Consider the following 22702-nt stretch of genomic DNA (forward strand, 5'->3'; position numbering starts at 1 on the left):
GCGTCCGCCAGGTCGGCCACGCTCTCGGGCCGGCGCACCGCCGCCACCACGCGGTCGCCCGCCGCGAGCGCCGCCTCCGCCAGCGCGCGTCCGAAACCCCGGGACGCGCCGGTGATGATCCAGGTCTTTGTCGTCATGCCGGCGACGCTACGGCTTCGAGCGCGCTCGAACGCAAACCGGCTACTTGGGGTCGCGCGACCGGAAAGCCATGACGTAGAAAACCGTTGAGGCGACGAGGAAGCAGACGGTGGGGACCATCAGGATGAGACCCAACAGCGGATCGACGTCCAGAACCTGGGGAAGCAGCATCGTCGTCAGCGAGGCGGACAGGAAGATCTGCGCCCAGGAGAACGGCTTCCAATAAGCCCATTTACCTGCCGGAACCCAGCGCGGGAGCCCTCGGTTGATCAGTGTGAAGATGCCGAGCAAGAACGGAAAAGCACACGTCGTGAGAGCGATCAGCGCCATGTCGTGCGTGACCGTCTCTAAGGACTCAAGCATGTGACCCGCTCTCCACCACGCGTCGCTCCGTGACGTCGATGTAGTCGCGGAGGGACTGGCGGGAGCGGGCGAGCGTGTCGATGTGCTCGTCCAGGCCGTGCAGGCGGGCCCGCAGCGTGTCCAGGAGCTCGGGGCAGGGCTCCAGGTCAGGGGCCGCGCCGGTGGCGCAGGGGAGCAGGTACGCGATCTCCTGGGTCGACAGCCCGGCTTCGAGCAGCCTGCGGATCTGGGTCACGGTCAGGACGGCGTCTTCGCCGTACTCGCGGTAGCCGTTGGTGCCGCGCTCGGGTTCGAGCAGGCCCTGGGCCTCGTAGTAACGCAGCTGATGCGTGTGGACTCCGGTCTGCCGGCTCAACTCCCCGATCAGCACGCTCGTTCCCCCCTTGACCTTCATATCGGTATGAACGTTAAGGATTCTGCCATGAGCACCAACAACGCCAACCACACTCCCGTGACGGTCATCGGCCTCGGGCTGATGGGCCAGGCGCTGGCCGGAGCGTTCCTGCGCGCGGGGCACCCTACGACCGTGTGGAACCGTACGGCGGCCAGGGCCGACCAGCTGGTGGCCCAGGGCGCGAAGCTCGCCGGCTCGGTCGGCGAGGCCGTCGCGGCCGCGCCGCTCGTGGTCGTCTGCGTCACGGACTACGACGCCGTGCACGGGCTGCTCGACACGCTGGACGCCGTTCTCGACGGCCGGGTCCTGGTCAACCTGGGTTCGGGCACGTCACAGGGCGCCCGTGAGACCGCCGAGTGGGCGGCGCGGCAGGGCGGCGCCTACCTCGACGGCGCGATCATGGCCGTCCCCGCGGAGATCGGGGCGGACGCCGTCATCACCTACAGCGGGCCGCGGTCGGCCTTCGAGCAGTACGAACCCGCCCTGAGGAGCCTCGGTTCGGGAACGACGTACCTCGGCGACGACCACACCCTGTCGGCGCTGCACGAGATGGCCGTGCTGAGCCTGATGTGGAACATCCTGAACGGGTTCCTGCAGGGCGCCGCCCTGCTCGGCGCGGCGGGGGTGCGAGCCGGAGCGTACGCCCCGCTCGCCGGCAAGGGGATCGAGATCGTGAACGGCTGGCTGGCGGACTACGCGGAGCAGGTCGACACCGGCGCGTACCCGGCCCTGGACTCCACCATCGACACCCACCTGGCCGCGATGGACCACCTCATCCACGAAAGCGAGTCCCTCGGCGTCAGCGCCGAGCTGCCGAGGTTCATCAAGGCCCTGACCGACCGGGCCGTGGCCGACGGGCGCGGCGGCGACGGCTACGCGGCGATGGTCGAGCAGTTCCGCAAGCCGTCATGACCGCCACACCGTTCGACCCGCGCACGCTGCTCGCGGAAAGCCGGCTGGGCGTCCTCGCGACGATCAAGTCGGACGGCCGCCCGCAGCTCTCCCCGGTCATGCCCTTCTACGACCGGAGGGCCGAGATCGTCTACGTCTCGATGACCGAGGGGCGGGCCAAGACGGCGAACCTGCGCCGGGACCCGCGGGCCGCGCTGGAGGTCACCAGCCCTGACGGCTGGTCATGGGCCACCGCCGAGGGCACGGTGACGCTCACGGGGCCGGGCTCCGACCCCCACGGTCCCGAGGTCGAGGCGCTGGTGGACTACTACCGCCGCGCCGCGGGGGAGCATCCGGACTGGGAGGAGTACCGGTCGGTGATGGTGTCCGACCGCAGGGTGCTCATGACGATGAGGGTCGAGCACGTGTACGGCGAAAGAGTCCGCTGATCGCCGGGCGTTTCGCCTTTTCCATGACCTCCCACGTAATCGCCACGGTACAGGTGCCGGCGGCATTGTCTATCTCGCAAGCGGCCACCACACCAGGAGAGCGACATGACCGCCGTCAAGGCACCCGAGTCCGCCGTCCCCCGGACGGCGGACCCCGGCCAGGGGACTTTGCTGGTCCTCCTGTCCGGCCTCTTCATCACCACCCTCGACTTCTTCATCGTCAACGTGGCGATCCCCGCCATCCAGCGGGACCTGCACGCCACCCCTTCGCAGATCCAGTTCGTGGTGGCGGGGTTCGGCGTCGCGCTGGCCGCCGGGCTGATCACCGCCGGCCGGCTGGGGGACCTGTACGGGCGGCGCCGGATGTTCGCCGTCGGCCTGGCCGTCTTCACGGTGGCGTCGGCGCTCTGCGGGGCGGCGCCCACGGCCGGGATCCTGATCGGCGCCAGGATCGGCCAGGGCCTCGGCGCGGCGCTGCTGATGCCGCAGGTCCTGGCCATCATCAACACCACCTTCACCGGTGAGCACCGGGCCAAGGCGTTCAACGCCTACGGCGTCACGATGGGCTTCGGCGGCGTGTTCGGGCAGCTCATCGGCGGCGTGCTGATCAACGCGGACCTGGCCGGGCTGGGCTGGCGCACCATCTTCCTGATCAACGTGCCGGTTGGCGCGCTCGCCATCGCCCTGGTCCCGCGCCTGGTGCCCGAATCCCGCCTTCCGGGCGGCCCGAAGCTGGACCTGGCCGGTACGGCGCTCGTCTCGCTCGGCCTGGTCGCCATCGTCTACCCCCTCGTCCAGGGCCGCGAGCAGGGCTGGCCCGCGTGGACCTGGCTGTGCCTGGCGGCGGCGGTCGCCCTGCTGGCCTCGTTCGCGCTGCACCAGCGGCGGGCAGCCGCCCCGCTGGTGGACCCCGGGCTGTTCCGGCACCGCTCGTTCTCCGCGGGCACCGTGGTCAGCCTGCTGCACTCGATGACGATGGGCTCGTTCTTCCTGATCCTGGCGCTCTACCTCCAGCAGGGCCGCGAACTGGACGCGCTGGGATCCGGGCTCATCTTCCTTCCGCTGGGCCTCGGCTACTTCGCGTCCTCGACGCGGGCCGTCCGGCTCGCGGCCAGGCTCGGCCGCCAGGTCGTCGCGCTCGGGGCGCTGACCATGGCCCTCGGGTACGGCCTCCTCGCCCTGACCGCCACCGCCCTGGGCGAGCACGGTCCCATCGCCTGGATCATCCCCGGGCTCGTGGTCGCCGGCGCCGGAATGGGGCTGGTCATGGCCCCGCTGCCCGCACTCGTCCTGAACGGCGTGGACCCCAGGCACGCGGCCGCCGCCTCCGGCGTGCTGAGCACCGCGCAGCAGGCGGGCGGCGCGATCGGCGTGGCCGTGGTCGGCGTGGTCTTCTACGGCACTCTGGCCGGCTACCCGCATGCCTTCGCCATGGGTCTGCTCCTCCTCATCGCGCTGGACGTGGCGGTCGCCGCCCTGGTCCAGGCCCTGCCCCGGCTGCGTGCCCGCACCGAAGGGGCAGAATGAGCCGGTGACCAGTCCCATCGAGGCGCCCGCGCTCGTCCTGATCCCGTTGCGCCCGGAGCACGCCGACGAGATGGCCGTCGTGCTGTCGGACCCGGACCTGCACACGTTCACCGGCGGTGCCCCGCTCACCGCGCCGGAGCTGCACGCCCGCTACGAGCGGCTGGTCGCCGGGCCGCCCGGCTGGCGCAACTGGGTGATCCGGTCGCGGAAGGAAGAGCGGCTGGTCGGGTACGTGCAGGCCACGATCGACGGCCGGACCGCCGAGATCGCCTGGGTGATCGGCACACCATGGCAGGGCCGCGGCCTGGCCACCGCGTCCGCCCGGGCCCTGGTCGACCAGCTCGTACGGGATGGGATCGACACGATCGTGGCGCACATCCACCCCGATCACGCCGCCTCGGCCGCCGTCGCCACGGCGGCCGGCCTGCGTCCCACCGACCGGTGGAACGAGGGGGAGGTCCGCTGGGAACGTACCGTCTGATCCGTAAAGATCCCCTACCCTTGGGGGAACTTGATCTCAAAGGTCTGACGTCGGGGTGTTGAATCGTGGTCACGCACGAAGAGATGGTCGAGGCTTTCGGTGACGAGGGCCTGCTGCTGATGGACGTCGAGCAGTGCCGCGAGAAGGGGCTCTCGGAGGAGGACGTCCGGATCCTGTCCGAGGTCGGGCTGCCGGTGCGCGCGGACCAGGCGTTCACCACCTTCTTCGCGGACGAACCGCGGGTGGGCTCCCTCGTCGTGTTCAGGACGCCGGGCGGGGACCTCAACGTCCTCACGCTCGGCGGCACGTCGGGGGACACGGGCATGCGCTACTTCCTCGACATCCGCAGCGGCGTCGTCGGCCTGCTCTCGATGGACGAGACGCCGCAGGCGGAGAAGATCAACAGCTCTCTCGCGAACTTCGTCGAGTTCCTCTACCGGCTCAGGCTGCGCCAGCAGGCGTTGAACGGCGAGTCCCCGGAGGCCGGCAAGGACTACACGGAGAAGCTGTGGCTCTCCCTCAAGGAGCTGGACCCGGACGCCTTCGGCGAGGCCGAGGCCTGGTGGTCGATGGTGATGGACACCCTGATGAGCCGGAACCTCATCTCCGAGACCCGCGCGTTCCTCGAACAGCGCCGCGCCGAGGTCTCCGACACCGTGTCCAAGCTGATCGAGTTCGAGGAGGCCGTCGCGCCGCGCGGCACGCAGCGCGAGGGCTTCGACCGGGCGCTCAGCCGGTTGGAGCATGAGGGCTGGCAGATCGTCGACGCCGAGCGCTTCGCGTCCGACACCGCGACCAGCGGCCTGCTGAGCCCGTGCGCCGACCACTTCACCCCGGACGGGACGCTGGCCGACGACGTGCCGCTCGCGTGGCGGGGCGGGCTGCCCTCCAACATCCAGGCGGCGTTCGCCCGTGAGGGGCTCGTGGTCTCCGTTCCCGGGCAGGCGGGTCAGGAAGACGACTACGACGCGCTGCTGGAGATGGACGACGACGAGCTGGCCAAGCACAGCGACGCCCTGATGGACTCGCTCATCGCCTCGGTCCACGGCCTGAACAAGCCGGAGGAAGGGGTCGTGACCTGCCTGGCCGCCGACCGGTCGTCCGACCTGTGCCGGATCTCGGCGGCCTTCGACCGGCTGGCCGCGCACGGCTACCTCGCCGAGCCCGACCTCTGGCCGACCGCCTCCGGCGCCTGGCAGCAGGTCCACGAGGCGGCCTCCGCTGCCGGGCAGCCGCCCAGGGCCGTCTTCTGGACGACGCAGTCGCACACGGCGAGCTTCGACGCGTACGGCGATCTGGTGGACGAGCTCGTCCTGCAGTGGACCGGCGATCGCGACCTGATCGCGCAGGCGCTGGCCGGCACGGGGCTCGAGGTGGAGGTTCCCGAGCACGAGAGCACCGCGTTCCTCCTGCGCCCGGCCCCGGAGGGGCGTTTCGAAGTTTCTTGATGTGAGCCGTCGCGCGCTGCGGGGCTCTGTACCGTGCTGCCGGTGAAGATCCAGGAGATGGGAACGCGGCCGTGGCTGGCCGCCGGCGCGGCGATGATCACGGTGCTCGCGGGGGTGGCCGGCCCGGCTCGGGCCGGGGAGGACTACGGGCAGTACTCCCGGTTCGCCGACCGCAGCGCCGGACAGTACTGGTCCGACGGGCAGGCGGCCGGGCAGTGGACCTGGAAGCCCCTGTCTTCCACGACCTCGGAGATCAGCTGGGGCGACCCGAAGAAGTGGCCGCCGGACTACGCGGAGAAGTTCGTGCGCGACGGCGACTGGCTGACGCTGGACGGGTGGCGGGGGAACGGCACGTACTACACCGTCAGGGTGACCAAGGAGCAGATCGGCGACGCCAAGTGCGGCGACCTGCGTACGTTCGCCACGTCGGGCCCGCAGCACTACGTGAAGTGGGACATTCCCTCGCAGGGCTACTGCCTCAAGGCGTGGGGGACCATCACCGAGAAGTCGTCGGGGAAGGTCATCGACTTCGGTCACACCCAGATCTGGTCGCCGCCCGCACCCTGCTCGAACCAGTACCTGAGCGGGAAGACCTGCATCAAGCAGTGGGAATCCTGGTGGGACAACAAGGACGCCCCGGGCAAGCCGATCACCAGGAAGCTGGACCGCGACCAGTACATCGCCCGTGGCCTTGGCATGGCGTTCAAGATCCAGCAGTATTTCCCGAAGGACTGGAAGTCGGAGGCACGTTCCTACTGGACCTGGTGATCCATGATCGTATGGCTGAACGGGACGTTCGGCGCGGGTAAGACGAGCACCGCGAGGGAGCTCGTCCCGCTCGTCCCAGGTGCTCGCTGTTTCGATCCCGAGCAGGTCGGCTTCATGCTGCGGACCGTCTCCGACCTCCCGCGCGTCGGTGACTTCCAGCACTGGACGCCGTGGCGGGGCCTCGTCGTGGAGACCGCGGCGCGGCTGCTCGACTACGTGGGCGGGGCGCTCGTGATGCCGCAGACCGTCCTGGTCGAGGAGTACTGGCGGGAGATCAGCGCCGGCCTGCGGGAGGCCGGCATCCCCGTGCACCACTTCGTGCTCCACACCGACCAGGAGACCCTGACCCGCCGGATCGAGGCCGCCGACGACGTGTCGGCCCGGAAATGGCGGCTGGAGCACCTGCCGGCGTACGCGGACGCCTTCCCCTGGCTCAGCCGCGAAAGCCAGGTCGTCGACACGACCGAGCAGCCGCCCGCCGAGGTGGCCAGGAGCATCGCGAACCGGCTCGGCTGAGGGAGTTCATCCACAGGTGTGTGCCCAGGCCGGTGGACAGCCGGCCGGAGGCGGTCGCGGGCTGTGGTATGGCGGCGCCAAGCCCTGATTCTCCAGCATTCCGGCCCTTCCGGAGCGTTCGGGGCAGGTGCTTCCGCCGCCCCTGGTGAGGGCCTGTACGGGCCTGGTTATCCACAGGAGGAGCCGGTTATCCACAACCGGCGGCCCTCGCGTACGAACAGCAGGGCGAAGGCGGGAAGGGCCGCCAGAGCGCTCATCAGGATCACCGCCCCCGCCAGGTTGCCCGCCACCAGCAGCGGGGTGACCACGGCGGCCCCGACGGGCGGGGTCGCCTGCATCATCGTGCGGAAGACACTGAAGACCCGGCCGCGCTGGGACGGCGGGATGCGCTCCATGCGCAGCGACTGCGCCCAGACGGTCATGGGGGCGCTGAACATGCCGATGACCAGGAAGCCCGCGGCCACCGGGATCCAGCCGGGCGACCCCAGCGCCGCCAGGAACCCTGCCGCCGCCACCAGCTCCACCACGGCGATCGCGACCAGCCTGTCGATCCGCGGCCGCCAGGCCCCGGCCACGAACCCGCCCACGAGCTCACCGGCCGACAGGGCGGCCATGAGGAGCGAGAGGGCGGCGCCGTCGCCCGGAAGCTGCTCCTTGGCCAGCCACGGGGCGACCACCATGGTCATCGCGCCTTCGGCGATGTTGAAGGCCATGAAGGCGAGCGTGGTGCCGACGAGGACCCTGTCGCGGAAGACCGTCACGCGTTCGGCCTGGGGCGCCGGCTTCGCGTGCGGGCGCAGGGGGCGGCGGATCAGGGCCACGGCCACGGCGAAGCAGGCGTAGGTGGCGGCGTCCAGGGCCAGGAGGTTCGCCGGGCCGAGGGTGCTCAGGAGCGGGGCGGCCAGGGTGAAGCCGATGATGCCGGACAGGGAGTAGCTCACGGATTCGAGCGCGTTGGCGGCGTCGCGTTCTCGCGGGGCGACCAGGTCGGGGATGGCGGCCGGGACCGCCGCCATGGGGACCATCTTCAGCAGGCCGTAGAGGGCGGCGACGAGGAAGGGGAGCCAGGCCGGCACGGTCGCGACCGCCGCCGCGAAGGGGATGGACCCGACGGCGACACCGCGCAGCACGCTGTCGGCGATCAGCGCTGCCCGCTTGTCGAACCGATCGAGCAACGGCCCCGCGACCAGGCCGCCGACCACGACGGGAGCGGTGTAACAGACGGCCAGGAAGCCCAGCTTCGCCGTTCCGCCGGGCTGGGCCAGGACGAGCCAGGACAGGGCCACGAACGTCATGCTGTCGCCCACCACCGAGACGGACGCGCCGAGCCAGAGGCTGCGGAAGTCACGCCTGTTCTTGAGGAGGGACAAATAGGTCGACACGAAGGTTCCTCAGGGGGTGTGGGTGCGTGGCGCGCTCAGGTGCTGCATCGCGTACGAGCGCCAGGGCCGCCAGCGGTGCGCGTCCCCGGCCGCCAGCCCGAGGCGGTGCAGTCCCTCCTGCACGGCCGGGTCGGAGGGGAGGAAGACGTCGGGGTCGCCGAAGGCTCGCATGCGGATCCGTGCCACGGCCTCCACGTCCATGCCCGGCAGGGCCAGGAGCTCGCGTTCGGCCTGGTCGCGATCGGCTTCGGGACCGAGGTGGAGGGTCCCGGCGGTCAACGCGCGGGCCAGGGCGGTGACCGGGGCGGGCGCGTCGGAGCTCGCCAGGGCCTCCATGCGGGGGAAGGCATGAGTGACGCCGGCCGCTGGATGGGGGAGTCGGGTGCCGTAGGTGCGGACCAGGCGGGCGAGCCGGGATCGGCCGGTGGGGGTCTCCTCGTTCAGGATCGCGCGGATCGCCATCTCGGCCGCGTCCACCTGGCCGGGCACGCGCCTGCCGGGAGTCCGCGCCACCACGGCGGCGAGGCGCGGGTCGCGGGTCAGGTGGTCGGTGATGTCGCGAGGGTCGGCGTCCAGGTCCAGGAGGTGGCGGCAGCGCCGTACCGCTGCCGCCAGATCCTTCAGGACCTCCAGGTGGAGCTCGCAGGAGACGTACGTGCGCGCGGGGCGGAGCGTGACGAGGCCGAGGCCGTGCGGGAGGGTCAGCGAGCGGCGGTAGCAGCGGGCGGTGACGTCCTCCAGGCCGGGGATCGCGCGGGTGGCGAGGTAGGAGAACAGGGCCGGCAGGTCCAGGGGCGGGCGGTAGGTGAGGCGTAGCCGTATCGCGCCTGGTGGGAGGCGGGCGGAGGGAGTGCCCCGCAGGGCGGTGGGGGTCGTGCCGTAGACCTTGCGTACGGTGTCGTTGAACTGGCGGATCGAGGAGAAGCCGGCGGTGAACGCTATCTCGCTCGCGGGCAGGTCCGTGGTCTCCAGGAGCGTTCTGGCGGTGGCCGCGCGCTGGGCCCGGGCCAGGGCCTGCGGGCCCGCGCCCAGGTCGGCGGTGAGCTGGCGGTGCAGCTGGCGCTCGCTGTAGCCGAGCCGGGACGCCAGGCCGGCGACGCCTTCGCGGTCCACGAGGCCGTCGGCGATGAGCCGCATGGCGCGGCCCACCACGTCCGCCCGGACGTTCCACTCGGGGGAGCCGGGGACGGTGTCCGGGCGGCAGCGCTTGCAGGCGCGGAAGCCCGCCTCCAGGGCGGCCGCGGAGGAGGGGTAGAAGCGGACGTTCTCGCGCTTGGGAAGGGCGGCCGGACAGCTCGGGCGGCAGAAGACGCGGGTGGTCACGACGGCGACGAAGAACCGGCCGTCGAATCGGCCGTCGCGGCTTCTGAGCACGGAATACGCGTCTTCGTCGGTGAGCACGCGGACCACTCTTCCGGTTCCGCCGCCGCGCCCACTAGTGGAAATCGGACATCAAGCAGCTCAGCCCAGGTCGCGGTCGCGGAGGCGGATCAGGGCGGTGGAGACGAGCAGCGCGGTCAGCGTGAGGATCACCGCCGCCGGAGCCGCGGTGAACGGCTCGCCCGACACCGTGTTGGGCGTGTAGTGGAACGGCTCCACGCGGCTCCAGCCCCACAGCCCGATCAGCGGTCCGACCAGGTCGCCCACCACGGTGACCGCACCCCAGACCGTCCACGAGAACGCGACCGACACCCGCGGCAGCACCCCCACGGCGAAGGCGGCGAACGCTCCGACGAGCCAGGCGGCCGGTACGTGTTCCAGCGCTGCAGCCAGGACCCGGCCCACCGCCGGATCCCCCATGACCAGCGAATAGATCAGCCCCGTGACGAACCCCCCGAGGGCCAGCAGCGCCAGGGTGCCGAGCGCGGCCACGGCCAGGTGCGCCGCCGCCCAGCGCAGCCGGCTCACCGCGGTGGACAGCAGGGCCTCGGCATGGCCGGAGGACTCCTCGTGGTGCAGCCGGAGCGTGGCGAGCACCGGGTAGAGCGCGACCGTGTACGCCAGCAGGAGCACGATGATCCACAGGTACGCGTCCACCGGATCCCCCGACGGACCCCCGTACCGGTGCAGGAAGGCGTCGAGGACCCGTCCGGGCTGGTCCGCGAGGCGGGGCGCGACGCCGCTGAGGCCGGCGAAGAGCGCGGCGGCGGCCGTCACGCCCGCGGCCCACTTGGCCAGCAGGCCGCGCTGGAGCCGCCAGGCCAGGCTGAACGGCCCCTTCAGGTACGGCCCCGCGGCCGGCCCAGGACGTACGGGGAGCAGGCCGGCGTCCAGGTCGCGACGGGCGGACAGCGCGTACGCGAGCGCCAGCAGGACCCCCGTCGCCACCAGCGACACGAGCAGCGGCCACCACCGGTCGGCCGCGTAGGCCCGCACCAGGTGGCTCCAGCCGAGCGGCGAGCTCCACGTCAGCCAGGTCGCGCCCGAGGCGTCACCGAGGTAGCGCAGCACGTAGGAGACGCCGAGCGCGAGCAGTCCGAGCGTGGTGGCGGTGCGCGCGGTCTGCGCGAGCTGGGAGGCCACCGCGCCGATCGCGGCGAAGACCCATCCCGCCGCCGTGATCGCGGCCCCGTACGCGAGCGACCCGGCCGCCTCCATGCCGATCGCGACGAGGACGCCCGCGGTGAGCGCCCCGGCGACCAGCGCGGCGACGGCCGCGGTGACGAGGGCCGCGGTGAGCGGCGCGGCCCTGCCGATCACGCCGGACAGCATCAGCTCCTGCCGCCCGGACTCCTCCTCCGCCCTGGTGTGCCTGATCACGATGGTCAGGGCCATCCAGGCGGTGAGCAGGAAGAGCAGGCCGCCGCTGCGCCAGGCCGCCATCGCGCCGACCGAGGGTTCGGCGACGGGGCCGCCGAGGCCGAGGAGGATCGGGTTTTCGGAGATCACCCGCGCGTACACGCGCAGCGCCTCCTGGGTGGTGAAGTAGCCGTCGATGTAGGAGACCAGGCCCGCGCCGAGCATGACGACGACGAGGATCCAGACGGCCGAGCGGAGGCGTTCGCGGCGGGCGGCCAGCCCGAGCAGCACGGTCATCGCGCGGCCCCCTGGTAGTGGCGCAGGAACAGGTCCTCCAGGCTCGGCGGGCTGCAGGTCAGGCCGCGTACGCCGATCGCGGACAGCCGGGCGAGCAGCCCGTCGAGCGCGTCGGAGTCGGCCTGGCACGTGAGGCGGCCGTTCTCGACCAGCACGTCGTGCACGCCGGGCAGGTCGCCCAACGGGCCGGGGGAGCCCGCCAGATCGGCGGTGATCGAGGAGCGGGTGAGGTGGCGCAGGCCGGAAAGGGTGCCCGACTCCACGGCTCGGCCCGCGCGGATGATCGTGACCCGGTCGCACAGGGCCTCGACCTCGGACAGGAGGTGGCTGGACAGCAGGACCGTGCGCCCCGCCCGCTGCTCCTCGACCACGCTGGTACGGAAGGCGGCCTCCATCAGCGGGTCGAGCCCCGCGGTCGGCTCATCGAGGATCAGCAGCTCGGCCCGGGAGGAGAAGGCGGAGACCAGCGCCACCTTCTGGCGGTTCCCCTTGGAGTAGGCGCGGGTCCTCTTGCGCGGGTCCAGCTCGAACCTGTCCATCAGCTCGGCGCGGCGCCGCTGGTCGAGCCCGCCCCTGGCCCGGCCGAGCAGGTCGATCACCTCGCCTCCGGTGAGCGCGGGCCACAGGGTCACGTCGCCCGGTACGTACGCCAGGCGCCGGTGCAGCTCGGTGGCCTGCCGCCACGGGTCGCCGCCGAGCAGCCTGACCGTGCCGGAGGTGGCCCGGATGAGGCCGAGGAGGATGCGGATGGTCGTGGACTTTCCCGCGCCGTTCGGGCCGAGGAAGCCGTGCACCTCGCCGGCGCGTACGGACAGGTCGAGCCCGTCGAGCGCGCGGGTCGCGCCGTACGACTTCGTCAGTGCGGCGACCGAGATCAAGTCGTCCATGGGGATTTCCTTGTGAGAAGGCATGGCGGGACGGCGGCGTGGCCGCAGAGAGCCCGCCGCGTCCGCTCTGGGTTTCAGTCGGAGGCCTGGTCGAGCACCTTGGCGAGGCCGGCGATGGCGGTCCTGGCCGACTCGATGCGCCTGGTCTGCGCCTCGTCGGTCCAGCCGAGCCGCAGGCCCTCCGCGGCCAGCTCGTCGAACGCGGTGAACGCGGCGAGCTTCTGCCGGATGACCTTGGACCAGGCGTCGTCCTCGATCTGGTAGTAGACGTTCCGCTCCCCTGGCTTGCGGAACCTGCGGATGAGCTTGATGGACGTCAGGAGGTGCATGTTCGTCGTCAGCGAGGCGCGGCTCGCGCCGATGGCGTCGGCGATGTCGCTCGCGGTCTGCGCCGGCGGGTCGCACGCCATGAGCCAGCCCAGGACGCGGCCGGTGATCGGCGCGAGTCCCCATTCCTCGGAGACGAACGCGGCCACCCGCTCGACCCATTCGAGCACCTGCTCGCGGTCAGGGCCGTCCTGCGTACTCATGCGGTCATCCTAACGTTCAGCTTTCTAGCCAGTAATTTCAGACTAGACTGAAACAACTGGCAATGGCAAGCCGATGTTTACTGGTTGCATGATTCTGGTTCTGGGTGCCACCGGCAGGACCGGGTGCCTCGTCGTCGCCGGGCTGCGGGACCGGGGCGTGCCGTTACGGGCGGCCTCCCGGTCGGCGTCGGTGCGCTTCGAGTGGGACGACGCGCGTACCTGGGGTCCCGTCGTCGAGGGCGTTTCCGTGATCTACCTGGTGACGCCCGAGGACCCTGTGTTCCCGGCCGGGCTGGTGGCCTCGTTCCTCGCGGTCGCGCGGGCGGCCGGAGTGCGGCGGGTCGTGCTGCTGTCCGGGCTGAGCGCGGGGTACGGGAGCGTGCCGATGGCCTCACGTGAGACGGCCGTGCGCGAGGCCGGGCCGGCATGGACGATCCTGCGGCCCGGCGCCTTCCAGCAGAACTTCGCGACCCTGGCCGGGAAAGAGGAGCTGCGGCTGCCGCTGGGGCCGGAGCCGTACACCGCGCCGATCGACGTCGCCGACATCGCCGACGTCGCGGTGGCCGTGCTCACCGGCGCGGGGCACGAGGGCCGGATCTACCCGCTGGCGGGGCCGCGCGCCCTGTCGTACCCCGAGCTCGTCGCGATCGTCTCGCGGGAGACGGGGCGCACCGTGGTGTACGTCGACGAGCCGGTCGAACGATGGACGGAACGGACGAAGGCCGCGGGCGCCTCGGAGGCGGCCATGAACTGGTCCTTGGAGACCTTCGACGCCATCCGCCGCGGGGAGTACGCCCGGCTCCACGACGGGGTCCAGCGGATCCTCGGGCGCCCGCCCCGGGAGTTCACCGTCCTCAGGCCATCCGCCTGAGTTGCTGCGCCCGGGCGCTCACCGCGCGTGGGTCATCCGCCTGAGCTGTTGGGCCCGCGCGCCCGCGTCGCCCGGCAGGTCCCGCTCGGCGAGCCCGTCCGCGATCCGCTCGCGGAACTCGACCGGCCGGTGGTCGTCGTACTTGAACTTGGCCCGCACCTCCACCACCTCCAGCCGCAGCCCCCGGATCGCCGAGAGCATCTTCCGGTACGGCCCCGCGTCCGCGGCCACCTCGCCGTGCCCGCCGCCGGGCTCGTGGTGGGCCAGCTGGCGGCGCAGGATCTCGGCCTTGCCCTCCCTGTCGTCCACGATCCGGGCCTGGCAGGTGAGCTGCACCGAGGCGTAATAGCTGGTCGGCACGCCGGTCTCCGGGGTGTCGGAGCGCCAGCCCGACGGGATGTAGGCGTAGTCGTCGTGCACGGTCACCACCACGGCCGGGTTGGCCTCCAGCGCGGGCCAGATCGGGTTCGGCCTGGCCAGGTGGAGCACGACCGCACTCCCGTCGAACAGGAAATGCGTCGGCACCACGACCGGCGGGCCGCCGTCCACGCCGTTCGCGGCGAGTTGCCCGAAGTCACGCGTACGCAGCCAGGCCCGCCATTCGTCGCCGTCGTGGGCCGCGTCCCAAGGATGAATGAGCACCTCATACCTCTTTGTATTAGTACATAATGGATTTTGTGTCAGAAAAGTACCCGATTGTGGGTGGGACTGCCAGCGAGCTTGCGGCCGGGGTCGAGGCCGCCGTGTCGGAGGGGCGGCTTTCACCAGGCGCGATGCTTCCGCCGGTGCGCGAGCTGGCCTCCCGGGCCGGGGTCAGCCCCAACACGGCGGCGGCCGCGTACCGGCTGCTGCGCGAGCGCGGAGTCATCGAGACCGCCGGGCGGCGCGGCACGCGGGTCAGGCCGCGCCCGGCCAGCACGTTCCGGGAGGAGATCCGCATCGAGGTGCCTCCTGGCGCGCGCGACCTGTCCACGGGCAACCCCGACCCGGCCCTGCTGCCGCCCCTGGGGGACGCCCTCGCCGCCGCGGCCCGCGCGCACGAGGAGCGGCCCGCCATGTACGGGACGGGTGACGACGAGGAGCTGATCGCCCTGGCCGGCGAGCGGCTGCGCGCGGACGGCGTACCGGCCGGCCCGCTGGCGATCACCTCGGGCACCCTCGACGCGGTCGAACGGGTGCTGGCCGCTCAGCTGCGCCCCGGCGACGCGGTGGCCCTGGAGGATCCGAGCTGGACGGCCCTGCTCGACCTGGTCGGCGTCATGGGGCTGCGTCCCGTGCCGATGCGGGTGGACGACGAAGGCCCCCTGCCCGACGAGCTCGGCCGGGCCCTGCGGACCGGGGTCCGAGCCGTCGTGATCACGGCCCGCGCCCAGAACCCGTTCGGCGCCGCCGTCTCCGCCGAACGTGCTGGGGCCCTGCGGGAGGTGCTGGCGGCGTACCCGGGGGTGCTGCTCATCGAGGACGACCACGGGGCCGGCTTCGTGGACCTTCCCCTGCACCCGCTGGCGGGGGTCACGCAGCGCTGGGTGCTCACGCGTTCGACGGCCAAGGCCTTCGGCCCCGATCTACGCGTCGCCCTGACCAGCGGCGACCCGGTCACGCTCGGCCGGCTGCGCGGCCGCCAGCGCCTGGCCGCCGGCTGGGTCAGTCACCTGCTGCAACGCGCCGTCGCCTACCTCTGGCGTACGGACGCGGTGGACACGGTGGCGGTGGCGGCCTCGTACGCGCGGCGCAGGGACGGCCTGGTGACGGCGCTGACCGGACGCGGCATCCCGGCGCACGGGCGCACCGGGCTCAACGTGTGGGTCCCCGTCCCGGACGAGGCCACCGCGATCACCCGCCTGCTCGCCCGCGGCTGGGCCGTCGCGCCCGGCGCCCGCAACCGCATCGCCACGCCGCCCGCCATCCGCCTCACCGTCTCGACCCTGGCTGCCGACGAGGTGGACCGGCTCGCGGACGACGTCACCGCCGCCCTGCGCCCGTCCTCGAGCGGCCGGTACGGCTAGGCCCGGGACGGATACCGGGCTTCCGCGAGGTCCTCGGCGAGGTCGTCCAGCGTGAGGTCGGCGTTCAACGTGGTGACGACCGCCTGCGTCAGGGGGCGGAGGGCATGGACGTGCCGTATCGCGTCGAGGTCCACGGGCATTTCGTAGTAGTCCTCGGCGAAGCGCTGGAACGCCTCCGGCGACGGATCCATGAGCAGCGCGAACAGGTGGGCCGACCCGTCGGGGTCGCGCTCGCCGTCCGGATAGTCGATCTCGCCCACCCGCCATGCGTCGTCGCCGGCCTCCCGCCACAGGCAGGCGGTCACGACGGGCATGCCGTCCTCGTCGCGGAACGCCGGCTCCTCCACGCAGCGGCGGAAGACATCAGGCACCGAGTCGAGCACACCCGGCTGGCCCAACCGGCGCCGAAGGAGTGGCGGCGGCTCTCCCAGTCCGGGCTCAGGATGGCCTCCAGCACGGCCATGGACCGGCAGAAGTCGCGGAGCACGGGGATCTCGGGAAGAAGCCGGGCAACGTCATGAGCATTCATGCGCCCCATCCAACCGGCAAAGAGGCCCTTAAATAAGAGGTGGCCAAATCTATAATTTTGGGCGTACATAAACTAGGCTCACCATCGGATTGGCCGAAGTGGGCTGCGGTTTTGATAAGTACTTGACGGCAAGTTGAAGAGCCGCAAAATTTCATCTCCGTAGAGATTGATGAAGAGAACTTTCAGGGATATCTTCATGATCGACCGCCCTCCCCCACGGGCGGTGAGGTGTCGAAATGCTGCCATGTCGCAAATCGACACCATTGGAACTGGGTGCCCGACCGTATCCCCCCACAGCACCTGTTCAGAGAGGTGAGCATGCCCACAATCGGCAGGCCGACCTGGCCGAGAGCCCTCAAACCCGCGATCACCGTCCTGTTGGTCACCGTCGCGGCAGCGCTGATTCCCCAGGCCGCCTCAGCGCAGGACGCCGGCGTCCTGGCTGTGTCTCACAAGAGTCCGTTCAACTGCGGAAAGACCTTCTACGCCAACAACTGGACCGGGACCCCCGCCCACAACCCGTCCGGTTCTATCGACTGGCAGGACTACGGGGGCGACGACATCAACGGCGAGACCGTGCGTGCCACCGCCGCGGGGACCGCGACCTTCAGCGACGCGGGAAGCACCAGCTACGGCAAGTGGATAGAGATCCGGCACAGCGACGGCACCAGGACCCGCTACGCCCACCTGGCGACCATGGTGAGGTCGGCCGGCAGCACGTTGACCGTCAGCCAGGGCACCGTGATCGGGACCGTCGGCTCGACGGGCGGCTCGAACGCGCCGCACCTGCACTACGAACAGCGGACCTCCACCGGTGCGATGGACACCAGCCCGACCGTGGACGGCGTGACCGTGTCCCTGGGCCAGAAGAAGGCCATCACGAGCACCAACGGCTGCGGCAGCAGCAACCCCTACACCCCCGAGGAGGTCTGCGGCAGCGGTTACTCGGTCATCGACTCGGCCGCTCTCACGGGTGGCCGCACGTACCTGCTCTACAACTCGGGTAACGGCTACAACTGCGTCGTGACGCTGAAGTCGACGAACCTCGGCTCGGCGTCGGCGGTGTCGGCCTTCCTGGAGCCGCAGAACGAAAGCAGGACGACCGACTCGGGCAGCTACGACTACTACGCGGGTCCCGTCAGGCGCGACGCGGCCGGGCAGTGCGTCAAGTGGGGCGGCTCGGTCGGCAGCAGCTCCTACACCAGTGGCTTCGAACACTGCGATTAAGAGCATGACGTCAATGGCCACTCCCCGATCGCGGGGGGTGGCCATTGCGCTGTTCGGGGTGGCGCGATGTTCCGGCAGGTGAGCGGCTCCGGCCAAGCGAGCGGGGAGCGTCAGGCAAGACGACGCCCAACGGGTTCCAACTCCTGTCCAAGATGGCTACAAGTCCCCACGCCTATACCTGATGTCGATCAGCCGATGGCCCCGGGCCCGCGCTGATCATCCAGTGGATAGGGGAGCAACGTGGGGGAAGACCAGACCGGCGTGGATCGGCACGTCCTGGAGGACGTCGCCAAGGCGGCCTTGGGCCGGGCGGCGACCGGTGAGCAGGAGGACGCCTGGGAGATCCGCACCCGCAGGCCGTGGACGTATGTGACTCCGGCAGGCGCGGCGAACCGGGCGCAGGGTTGGAAGCTGCACGTCTCGGCGACGCCGCTGTCGGCGCCGGTGGTGCTGGCGCGCGCGGTGGAGGTGCTGGCGCGGCACCGCTGCTCGTTCAAGTTCGCCGCGACGCTGGCCGAGCTGTCCGGCCTGGTGGCCAGGGAGCAGGACCGCGGGTCGGTGGGCAAGTTCATCACCGTCTACCCGCCCGACGACCGGGCGGCGACCGTGATCGCCGAGGAGCTGCACGCCGCCACCCTGGGCCTGCCCGGGCCGCCCATCCTGTCCGATCGCGCGTACAAGCCGGGCAGCCTGGTCCACTACCGCTACGGGGTGTTCTCCGCGCCCTCCGCGCTGGACAACGACGGCTCCTACGCCTCGCGGCTGACCGCCCCCGACGGCACCCAGGTGACCGACAAGCGCAACGCCTGGTACTCGCCGCCCCCGTGGGCGCCCTGCCCCTTCGAGTCGGGCAAGGCTCCGGTACGGGTGGCCGCGCCGCAGGCGGTGCTGCTGGCCGACCGGTTCGTGGTGCGCCAGGCCGTACGGCACAACGCCAAGGGCGGGGTCTTCCTGGCCGAGGACCGCGACACCGGCGGGAACGTGATCGTCAAGCAGGCCCGGCCGCACGTCGGCGCCAGGATGAACGGACATGACGAGCGCGACGCGCTGCGCCACGAATGGCGGATGCTCGACCTGTTCGGGCCGCTCGGCGTCACGGCGCGCAAGGTGACGCTGTTCGACAAGGACGACAACCTGTTCCTGGTCCAGGAGCGCATCGAGGGGACCGTGCTCACCGTCTGGGCCGGCGAGCGCGGAGCCGAGGGCCCGGACCCGCGCCGGCGCGAAACGGTGCTGGGCCTCGTGGGGCGCCTGGTCGAGCTGGTGGCGACGGTCCACGAGCGCGGCCACATCGTGCGCGACCTGACCCCGAACAACATCATCGTCACCGAGGGCGGCGACTGCCGGCTGATCGACCTGGAGACCGCGGCGAGGCCCGGCACCCTGGTCGGGCGCACCCACACCCCCGGCTACGCGCCGCCGGAGCAGGAGAACTCCCCCGCCCTCGGGCCCTGCCCCGGCGTCGAGGTGGACCTGTACGCGCTGGGCGCGACGGTGTTCTACCTGGCCACCTCCTGCCAGCCGATGCTGGTCAAGGATCAGGACGAGCACGCCAGACCGTGGGACTCCCGGGTGCGCACGCTGGTCGACGTGGCCGTCGCCGGCGATCCCGTGGCCACCGAGCTGGCTCCCATGATCTTGGGGTTGATGGCGGAGGATCCCGCCCGGCGGTGGGACCTGGCCAGGGTCCGTACGTTCCTGGACGGCCTGACCACCGGCCCGGAGGCGGGGAACGGTTACCGGCTCGCCACGGCCGACCAGGACCGGCTGCTGCACGACGGGCTGGCGCACACCCTGCGCACCATGGGCGGGGACGCGCGGCTGTGGCCCAGCACCGGGTACGGCGCCACCGCCGACCCCTGCGGCGTGCAGTACGGCGCGGCCGGCGTGCTCCAGCTGATGGCCTCCGTGATGAGGACCTCCCCCCAGGAATCCCTCGCGACCGCCCTGCGCGACGGCGCGAACTGGATGATCCACCGCCTCGCGGGCGAACACCGCCCCTCGCCGGGGCTGTACTTCGGCCGGGCCGGCATGGCCTGGGCCCTGTACGAGGCGGGCGCGGCGCTCGACGACCACGACATCCGCTCGGCGGGCCTGGACCTCGCCCTCGACCTGCCCGTCAGCTGGCCGAACCCGGACATCTGCCACGGCCTGGCCGGGACCGGGACGGCGCTGCTACATCTGTGGAACGCCACCGGCGACACGAGATTCCGCGACCGGGCGAGCGACTGCGCCGACGAGCTCCTCAAGGTCGCGCAGCGCACCCCCGACACGGTGCTGTGGCCCATCCCCAAGGACTTCGACTCCGCGCTGGCGGGCGTCGTGCACTACGGCTTCGCCCACGGCGTCGCTGGGATCGGCGCGTACCTGCTGGCCGCCGGCGTCGCGCTCGGGCGCGAGGACTGCCTGGAGACCGCCGTCGCGGCGGGCCGTACCCTGCTGGACGCGGTCGACTACCACGGTGAGGCGGCCTGGTGGGGGGAGGGCCCGCACGGTGGGGCGAAGATGCCCCACTGGTGCAACGGATCCTCGGGGATCGGAACGTTCCTGGTGCGCCTGCACACGGTCACCGGCGACTGGGACGCGCTGGAGGTGGCCAGGGCCGCCGCCAGGGCGGTGCACGGCCACCGGCTGCGCTCCGGCACCGCGGCCTGCCACGGCCTGGCCGGAGACGGGCAGTTCCTGCTGGACCTGGCGGAGCTGGCCGACGATCCGATCTACCACGAGCAGGCCGAGGAACTGGCCGCCGTGCTGTGGACGCGCGCCACCGTGCGCGACGGGCTGCTCGTGGTGCCCGACGAGAACGCCCTTGAGGTGACGTTCGGCTGGAACACCGGGCTGGCCGGGGTGCTCGCCTTCCTGTGGCGGCTGCGCCACGGCGGTCCCCGCCCGTGGATGGTCTCCGACGAGGTGGCCGCGCGATGAGCACCGTCACCACCCTGCCCACGGAACTCAGGCGGATCAGCTTCCGGTTCTCCGGCAACGGGCGCCATGCCTCCTGCCTGGCCGCGTACGGCCGTGACAAGCTCATGCCGGAGCTGTGGGACCTCACCGGTCCCGCGCCGCGGCCCCGCCTGTTACCCACCCGCGAAGGCGAGACCTCCTGGACGCTCCCGCTCCCGACCGGGGACGGCGACGTGCTGCTGTGCCGCCACGGCAAGGGGTCGGCGCGGTTGCTGCTCGCCGTCCCCGGCCCGGACGGGGCGCCGGCCGAGGAGTACGAGCTGCTCACCCCTCGCAGCGGAGGGCTCAGGCTGGTCGCCGGTGTCGCGCCGGGCACCGCCGCTCTGCTGTTCGAGAGCGGCGCGGACGGACGCACCACGGTGTGGCGCGTGTCGGGGCGCGCCGAGGCTCCCGAGCAGGTCGCCAGGCTGACCGGTGCGGTCGGCGGGGGAGTCTGGCTCGACGAGGACGGCCGGCGGCTCGCGCTGGCCCGCCCCGAGCCAGGTGCCAGCGGCACCCTCGTCCTCGACCTCGCCACCGGTCTTCTGACGGCACTCGACGGGCTGGCGGACGGCGAGCACCTGCTCATGGCCGCGCCGCGCACGGGCGTGCTGCTCACCGCGGCACAACGCGATGGAGCGTTCCGGCTCGGCGTCCGGCACCGCGACGACCCGGCGCCGACGGCGTTCCCCGAGCGGCTGAACCGCGTCGAGGGCACCGTCGCACCGCTGACCCTGGACCCCGACGGGCGGCACCTGGCCCTGTCGGTCGTCCGCCGCAGCCGCTCCGACCTGCTGCTGCACGACCTCGTGGCGGACACCGCCGTCGAGGCCGAGCTGCCGGCCGGGACGTTGCAGCCGCTGGCGCGCTGGACCACCGGCGGGCTGCACCTGCTGCACAGCACGCCGGACCGCCCGCTCGGCGTGATCACCCTGACCGATCCGCTCCGGCCCCGGGCGCGGGCCGCCGCCGAGGAGCACGCGGGCGGCTGGGCACCGGCCCGTACGGTGGACCACCAGGGCCCGGCCGGGCCGATCGAGGCCATCGTGTACGGCGACCCGGTGACGAGCGAGCAGGTCGTCCTGGCGCTGCACGGCGGCCCGGAAGCCGCCTGGCCCTTCGGGTTCGACCCGCTGTTCCAGCGGATGGCCGCGGCGGGCATGGCGGTGGTCGCGCCCAACCAGCGGGGGAGCACCGGCTACGGCGCCGCGCACCGCGACGCCATCCACAGCGCGTGGGGCGGCCCCGACCTGGCGGACGTCCTGCAGCTCGGGCGCACGCTGGCCGACGCGCGCGGCCCGGGCCGGCAACGGCCCATGCTGTACGGCATCAGCTACGGCGCCTACCTGGCCCTGCTGGCCGCCGCCGCGGAGCCGGACCTGTGGACCAGGGCCGCGGTCATCGCGCCGTTCCTGTCCGGGCGGGAGCTGTACCAGGACGGGGCGCAGCGCGTACGCACGCTGCTCGATCGGCTCGGCGGCTGCGCGGAGGCGGACGACGAGCTCGGCCCGCGCGACCTGGCCCGGCTGGCGGACCGGATGCGCCTGCCGATCATGATCATCCACGGCCTGCAGGACTCGATCATCCCGGTCACTCACTCCCGGCGGTTGCACGGCCGGCTGCTGGCGGCCGGTCACCCGGTGCCACCGGTCTACCTGGAGATCCCCGTGGCCGACCACGACCCGCTGGCCTCCGGAGACGGACACCTGGTCACCGGCCTGCTCATCGACTTCCTGAGCGGCAGGCCCGTCACCGCCTAGCGGGTGCTCACAGACTCCGGCCCGTCGACGCGGGCCGGTACTCCACGCCGTCTCGAAACGAGCGGCAACCACCCAAGAAAGGAGAACGCGATGGAAATCGACATCAAGGCCCTGGACATGCTGCCGGCCGCCGAGGAGGCCGCGCTGTGGCCCTGTCTCATCACCTGCGAGGTCAAGACCTGCAAGGACAGTTGCTGGGTCACCATCTGACGAAAAATCCCCATTACTGAAGGAGAGAACACCATGGAAATCGACATCAAGGCTCTCGACATGCTGCCGGCCGCCGAGGAGACCTCGCTGTGGCCCTGCGTCATCACGTGCTTCATCTCGTGCAAGAACGACAGCTGCTGGATCACCGTCTGATGGAAATCGACATCAAGGCCCTGGACATGCTCCCGGCCGCAGAAGAGTCCTGGCTGTACCCCTGCACGCTGAGCTGCTTCGGCGTGACGTGCGAGGGCGATGAGACCTGTTTCATCACCCTCAGCCTGTCCTAGTGAAATCCCCGGGCCACCGCCGCCGGCGGTGGCCCGCCGGGTCCGTCGAGAGAGGAGCG

The 22702-nt window shown here is 71.7% G+C and carries 24 protein-coding genes; 15 read left to right on the forward strand and 9 right to left on the reverse strand.

The features are described from left to right. Positions 1 to 180: 180 nt before the first annotated feature. Together ACWEPL_RS48295 and ACWEPL_RS48300 are read right to left on the reverse strand one after the other, a co-directional pair. Complete coding sequence (locus tag ACWEPL_RS48295; RefSeq protein ID WP_452440242.1) at positions 181 to 501, reverse strand: hypothetical protein; 321 nt, start codon at positions 499 to 501, stop codon at positions 181 to 183. Next, entirely contained in the window at positions 494 to 895 is a 402-nt protein-coding gene (locus tag ACWEPL_RS48300) for a MerR family transcriptional regulator (protein ID WP_452440244.1), read from the reverse strand. Before ACWEPL_RS48300 ends, ACWEPL_RS48295 begins: the two co-directional genes overlap by 8 nt. Before the next feature lie 27 nt (positions 896 to 922). Between ACWEPL_RS48300 and ACWEPL_RS48305 the strand changes: the two genes are divergently transcribed. From ACWEPL_RS48305 to ACWEPL_RS48335, 7 genes are all read left to right on the forward strand, one after another. After that, positions 923 to 1807, forward strand: coding sequence for an NAD(P)-dependent oxidoreductase (locus ACWEPL_RS48305; protein ID WP_452440245.1), 885 nt, complete (start codon positions 923 to 925; stop codon positions 1805 to 1807). Then, a complete protein-coding gene (locus tag ACWEPL_RS48310; RefSeq protein ID WP_363978637.1) occupies positions 1804 to 2235 on the forward strand; it encodes a PPOX class F420-dependent oxidoreductase in 432 nt (143 codons plus the stop codon). Before ACWEPL_RS48305 ends, ACWEPL_RS48310 begins: the two co-directional genes overlap by 4 nt. Before the next feature lie 105 nt (positions 2236 to 2340). Then, positions 2341 to 3762: an MFS transporter gene (locus tag ACWEPL_RS48315; protein ID WP_452440246.1), complete on the forward strand. Its 1422-nt coding sequence runs from the start codon at positions 2341 to 2343 to the stop codon at positions 3760 to 3762. A 4-nt stretch (positions 3763 to 3766) separates the two neighbouring features. Further along, a complete protein-coding gene (locus ACWEPL_RS48320) occupies positions 3767 to 4243 on the forward strand; it encodes a GNAT family N-acetyltransferase (RefSeq protein WP_452440247.1) in 477 nt (158 codons plus the stop codon). Positions 4244 to 4308: 65 nt separating this feature from the next. Then, positions 4309 to 5691 (forward strand): SUKH-4 family immunity protein, encoded by a 1383-nt coding sequence (locus ACWEPL_RS48325; protein WP_452440248.1) that lies wholly within the window; start codon positions 4309 to 4311, stop codon positions 5689 to 5691. A gap of 42 nt (positions 5692 to 5733) precedes the next feature. Further along, entirely contained in the window at positions 5734 to 6459 is a 726-nt protein-coding gene (locus ACWEPL_RS48330) for a hypothetical protein (RefSeq protein ID WP_452440249.1), read from the forward strand. A gap of 3 nt (positions 6460 to 6462) precedes the next feature. Next, a complete protein-coding gene (locus ACWEPL_RS48335; protein ID WP_363978622.1) occupies positions 6463 to 6975 on the forward strand; it encodes a DEAD/DEAH box helicase family protein in 513 nt (170 codons plus the stop codon). A gap of 167 nt (positions 6976 to 7142) precedes the next feature. Here the strand turns inward: ACWEPL_RS48335 and ACWEPL_RS48340 are convergent, their stop codons facing one another. The 5 genes from ACWEPL_RS48340 to ACWEPL_RS48360 all read right to left on the reverse strand — a co-directional run bounded on the left by ACWEPL_RS48340 (position 7143) and on the right by ACWEPL_RS48360 (position 12810). Then, positions 7143 to 8357, reverse strand: a complete 1215-nt coding sequence (locus tag ACWEPL_RS48340) for an MFS transporter (protein WP_452440251.1) — start codon at positions 8355 to 8357, stop codon at positions 7143 to 7145. 9 nt (positions 8358 to 8366) lie between these two features. After that, positions 8367 to 9758, reverse strand: coding sequence for a DNA-3-methyladenine glycosylase 2 family protein (locus ACWEPL_RS48345; protein ID WP_452440252.1), 1392 nt, complete (start codon positions 9756 to 9758; stop codon positions 8367 to 8369). A gap of 60 nt (positions 9759 to 9818) precedes the next feature. Beyond that, complete coding sequence (locus ACWEPL_RS48350) at positions 9819 to 11393, reverse strand: ABC transporter permease (protein WP_452440254.1); 1575 nt, start codon at positions 11391 to 11393, stop codon at positions 9819 to 9821. Beyond that, the gene (locus tag ACWEPL_RS48355; RefSeq protein ID WP_452440255.1) at positions 11390 to 12280 is read right to left on the reverse strand and encodes an ATP-binding cassette domain-containing protein; all 891 of its coding nucleotides are present in this window, start codon (positions 12278 to 12280) and stop codon (positions 11390 to 11392) included. The genes ACWEPL_RS48350 and ACWEPL_RS48355 overlap by 4 nt, the downstream gene beginning before the upstream one ends. Before the next feature lie 74 nt (positions 12281 to 12354). After that, a complete protein-coding gene (locus ACWEPL_RS48360; RefSeq protein WP_363978607.1) occupies positions 12355 to 12810 on the reverse strand; it encodes a GbsR/MarR family transcriptional regulator in 456 nt (151 codons plus the stop codon). An 88-nt stretch (positions 12811 to 12898) separates the two neighbouring features. Between ACWEPL_RS48360 and ACWEPL_RS48365 the strand changes: the two genes are divergently transcribed. Beyond that, positions 12899 to 13681 (forward strand): NAD(P)H-binding protein, encoded by a 783-nt coding sequence (locus ACWEPL_RS48365; RefSeq protein ID WP_452440256.1) that lies wholly within the window; start codon positions 12899 to 12901, stop codon positions 13679 to 13681. Positions 13682 to 13699: 18 nt separating this feature from the next. On the opposite strand, the gene ACWEPL_RS48370 is transcribed toward ACWEPL_RS48365, so the two are convergent. After that, on the reverse strand, positions 13700 to 14323 hold the full coding sequence (locus tag ACWEPL_RS48370; protein ID WP_452440257.1) for an FMN-binding negative transcriptional regulator: 624 nt from the start codon (positions 14321 to 14323) through the stop codon (positions 13700 to 13702). Between the two features lie 26 nt (positions 14324 to 14349). Between ACWEPL_RS48370 and ACWEPL_RS48375 the strand changes: the two genes are divergently transcribed. After that, complete coding sequence (locus ACWEPL_RS48375) at positions 14350 to 15687, forward strand: aminotransferase class I/II-fold pyridoxal phosphate-dependent enzyme (RefSeq protein ID WP_452440258.1); 1338 nt, start codon at positions 14350 to 14352, stop codon at positions 15685 to 15687. Here the strand turns inward: ACWEPL_RS48375 and ACWEPL_RS48380 are convergent. Continuing rightward, positions 15684 to 16058, reverse strand: a complete 375-nt coding sequence (locus ACWEPL_RS48380) for a hypothetical protein (RefSeq protein WP_452440259.1) — start codon at positions 16056 to 16058, stop codon at positions 15684 to 15686. The genes ACWEPL_RS48375 and ACWEPL_RS48380 overlap by 4 nt on opposite strands. Positions 16059 to 16534: 476 nt before the next feature. On the opposite strand from ACWEPL_RS48380, the gene ACWEPL_RS48385 reads away from it, so the two are divergent. The 6 genes from ACWEPL_RS48385 to ACWEPL_RS48410 all read left to right on the forward strand — a co-directional run bounded on the left by ACWEPL_RS48385 (position 16535) and on the right by ACWEPL_RS48410 (position 22643). Continuing rightward, positions 16535 to 17443: a M23 family metallopeptidase gene (locus ACWEPL_RS48385; protein WP_363978592.1), complete on the forward strand. Its 909-nt coding sequence runs from the start codon at positions 16535 to 16537 to the stop codon at positions 17441 to 17443. A gap of 240 nt (positions 17444 to 17683) precedes the next feature. Then, positions 17684 to 20368 (forward strand): class IV lanthionine synthetase LanL, encoded by a 2685-nt coding sequence (gene lanL / locus ACWEPL_RS48390; RefSeq protein ID WP_452440260.1) that lies wholly within the window; start codon positions 17684 to 17686, stop codon positions 20366 to 20368. Next, positions 20365 to 22146, forward strand: a complete 1782-nt coding sequence (locus ACWEPL_RS48395) for a S9 family peptidase (protein ID WP_452440261.1) — start codon at positions 20365 to 20367, stop codon at positions 22144 to 22146. The genes lanL and ACWEPL_RS48395 overlap by 4 nt, the downstream gene beginning before the upstream one ends. Before the next feature lie 90 nt (positions 22147 to 22236). Next, positions 22237 to 22356 carry an ALQxL family class IV lanthipeptide gene (locus tag ACWEPL_RS48400; protein ID WP_350742721.1) on the forward strand — a complete coding sequence of 40 codons (120 nt, stop codon included), beginning with the start codon at positions 22237 to 22239 and terminating at the stop codon, positions 22354 to 22356. 33 nt (positions 22357 to 22389) lie between these two features. Continuing rightward, positions 22390 to 22509: an ALQxL family class IV lanthipeptide gene (locus ACWEPL_RS48405; RefSeq protein WP_350742719.1), complete on the forward strand. Its 120-nt coding sequence runs from the start codon at positions 22390 to 22392 to the stop codon at positions 22507 to 22509. Further along, complete coding sequence (locus ACWEPL_RS48410) at positions 22509 to 22643, forward strand: ALQxL family class IV lanthipeptide (RefSeq protein WP_363978582.1); 135 nt, start codon at positions 22509 to 22511, stop codon at positions 22641 to 22643. Before ACWEPL_RS48405 ends, ACWEPL_RS48410 begins: the two co-directional genes overlap by 1 nt. Positions 22644 to 22702: the final 59 nt, after the last annotated feature.

Source organism: Nonomuraea sp. NPDC004186, assembly GCF_053603495.1.

What these genes read in the sequence shown, in the direction of transcription:
- ACWEPL_RS48295 (WP_452440242.1), bottom strand. Translation starts at nt 501, where the DNA reads ATGCTTGAGTCCTTAGAGACGGTCACGCACGACATGGCGCTGATCGCT.
- ACWEPL_RS48300 (WP_452440244.1), bottom strand. Translation starts at nt 895, where the DNA reads ATGAAGGTCAAGGGGGGAACGAGCGTGCTGATCGGGGAGTTGAGCCGG.
- ACWEPL_RS48305 (WP_452440245.1), top strand. Translation starts at nt 923, where the DNA reads ATGAGCACCAACAACGCCAACCACACTCCCGTGACGGTCATCGGCCTC.
- ACWEPL_RS48310 (WP_363978637.1), top strand. Translation starts at nt 1,804, where the DNA reads ATGACCGCCACACCGTTCGACCCGCGCACGCTGCTCGCGGAAAGCCGG.
- ACWEPL_RS48315 (WP_452440246.1), top strand. Translation starts at nt 2,341, where the DNA reads ATGACCGCCGTCAAGGCACCCGAGTCCGCCGTCCCCCGGACGGCGGAC.
- ACWEPL_RS48335 (WP_363978622.1), top strand. Translation starts at nt 6,463, where the DNA reads ATGATCGTATGGCTGAACGGGACGTTCGGCGCGGGTAAGACGAGCACC.
- ACWEPL_RS48350 (WP_452440254.1), bottom strand. Translation starts at nt 11,393, where the DNA reads ATGACCGTGCTGCTCGGGCTGGCCGCCCGCCGCGAACGCCTCCGCTCG.
- ACWEPL_RS48355 (WP_452440255.1), bottom strand. Translation starts at nt 12,280, where the DNA reads ATGGACGACTTGATCTCGGTCGCCGCACTGACGAAGTCGTACGGCGCG.
- ACWEPL_RS48360 (WP_363978607.1), bottom strand. Translation starts at nt 12,810, where the DNA reads ATGAGTACGCAGGACGGCCCTGACCGCGAGCAGGTGCTCGAATGGGTC.
- ACWEPL_RS48365 (WP_452440256.1), top strand. Translation starts at nt 12,899, where the DNA reads ATGATTCTGGTTCTGGGTGCCACCGGCAGGACCGGGTGCCTCGTCGTC.
- ACWEPL_RS48375 (WP_452440258.1), top strand. Translation starts at nt 14,350, where the DNA reads ATGGATTTTGTGTCAGAAAAGTACCCGATTGTGGGTGGGACTGCCAGC.
- ACWEPL_RS48385 (WP_363978592.1), top strand. Translation starts at nt 16,535, where the DNA reads ATGCCCACAATCGGCAGGCCGACCTGGCCGAGAGCCCTCAAACCCGCG.
- ACWEPL_RS48395 (WP_452440261.1), top strand. Translation starts at nt 20,365, where the DNA reads ATGAGCACCGTCACCACCCTGCCCACGGAACTCAGGCGGATCAGCTTC.
- ACWEPL_RS48400 (WP_350742721.1), top strand. Translation starts at nt 22,237, where the DNA reads ATGGAAATCGACATCAAGGCCCTGGACATGCTGCCGGCCGCCGAGGAG.
- ACWEPL_RS48405 (WP_350742719.1), top strand. Translation starts at nt 22,390, where the DNA reads ATGGAAATCGACATCAAGGCTCTCGACATGCTGCCGGCCGCCGAGGAG.
- ACWEPL_RS48410 (WP_363978582.1), top strand. Translation starts at nt 22,509, where the DNA reads ATGGAAATCGACATCAAGGCCCTGGACATGCTCCCGGCCGCAGAAGAG.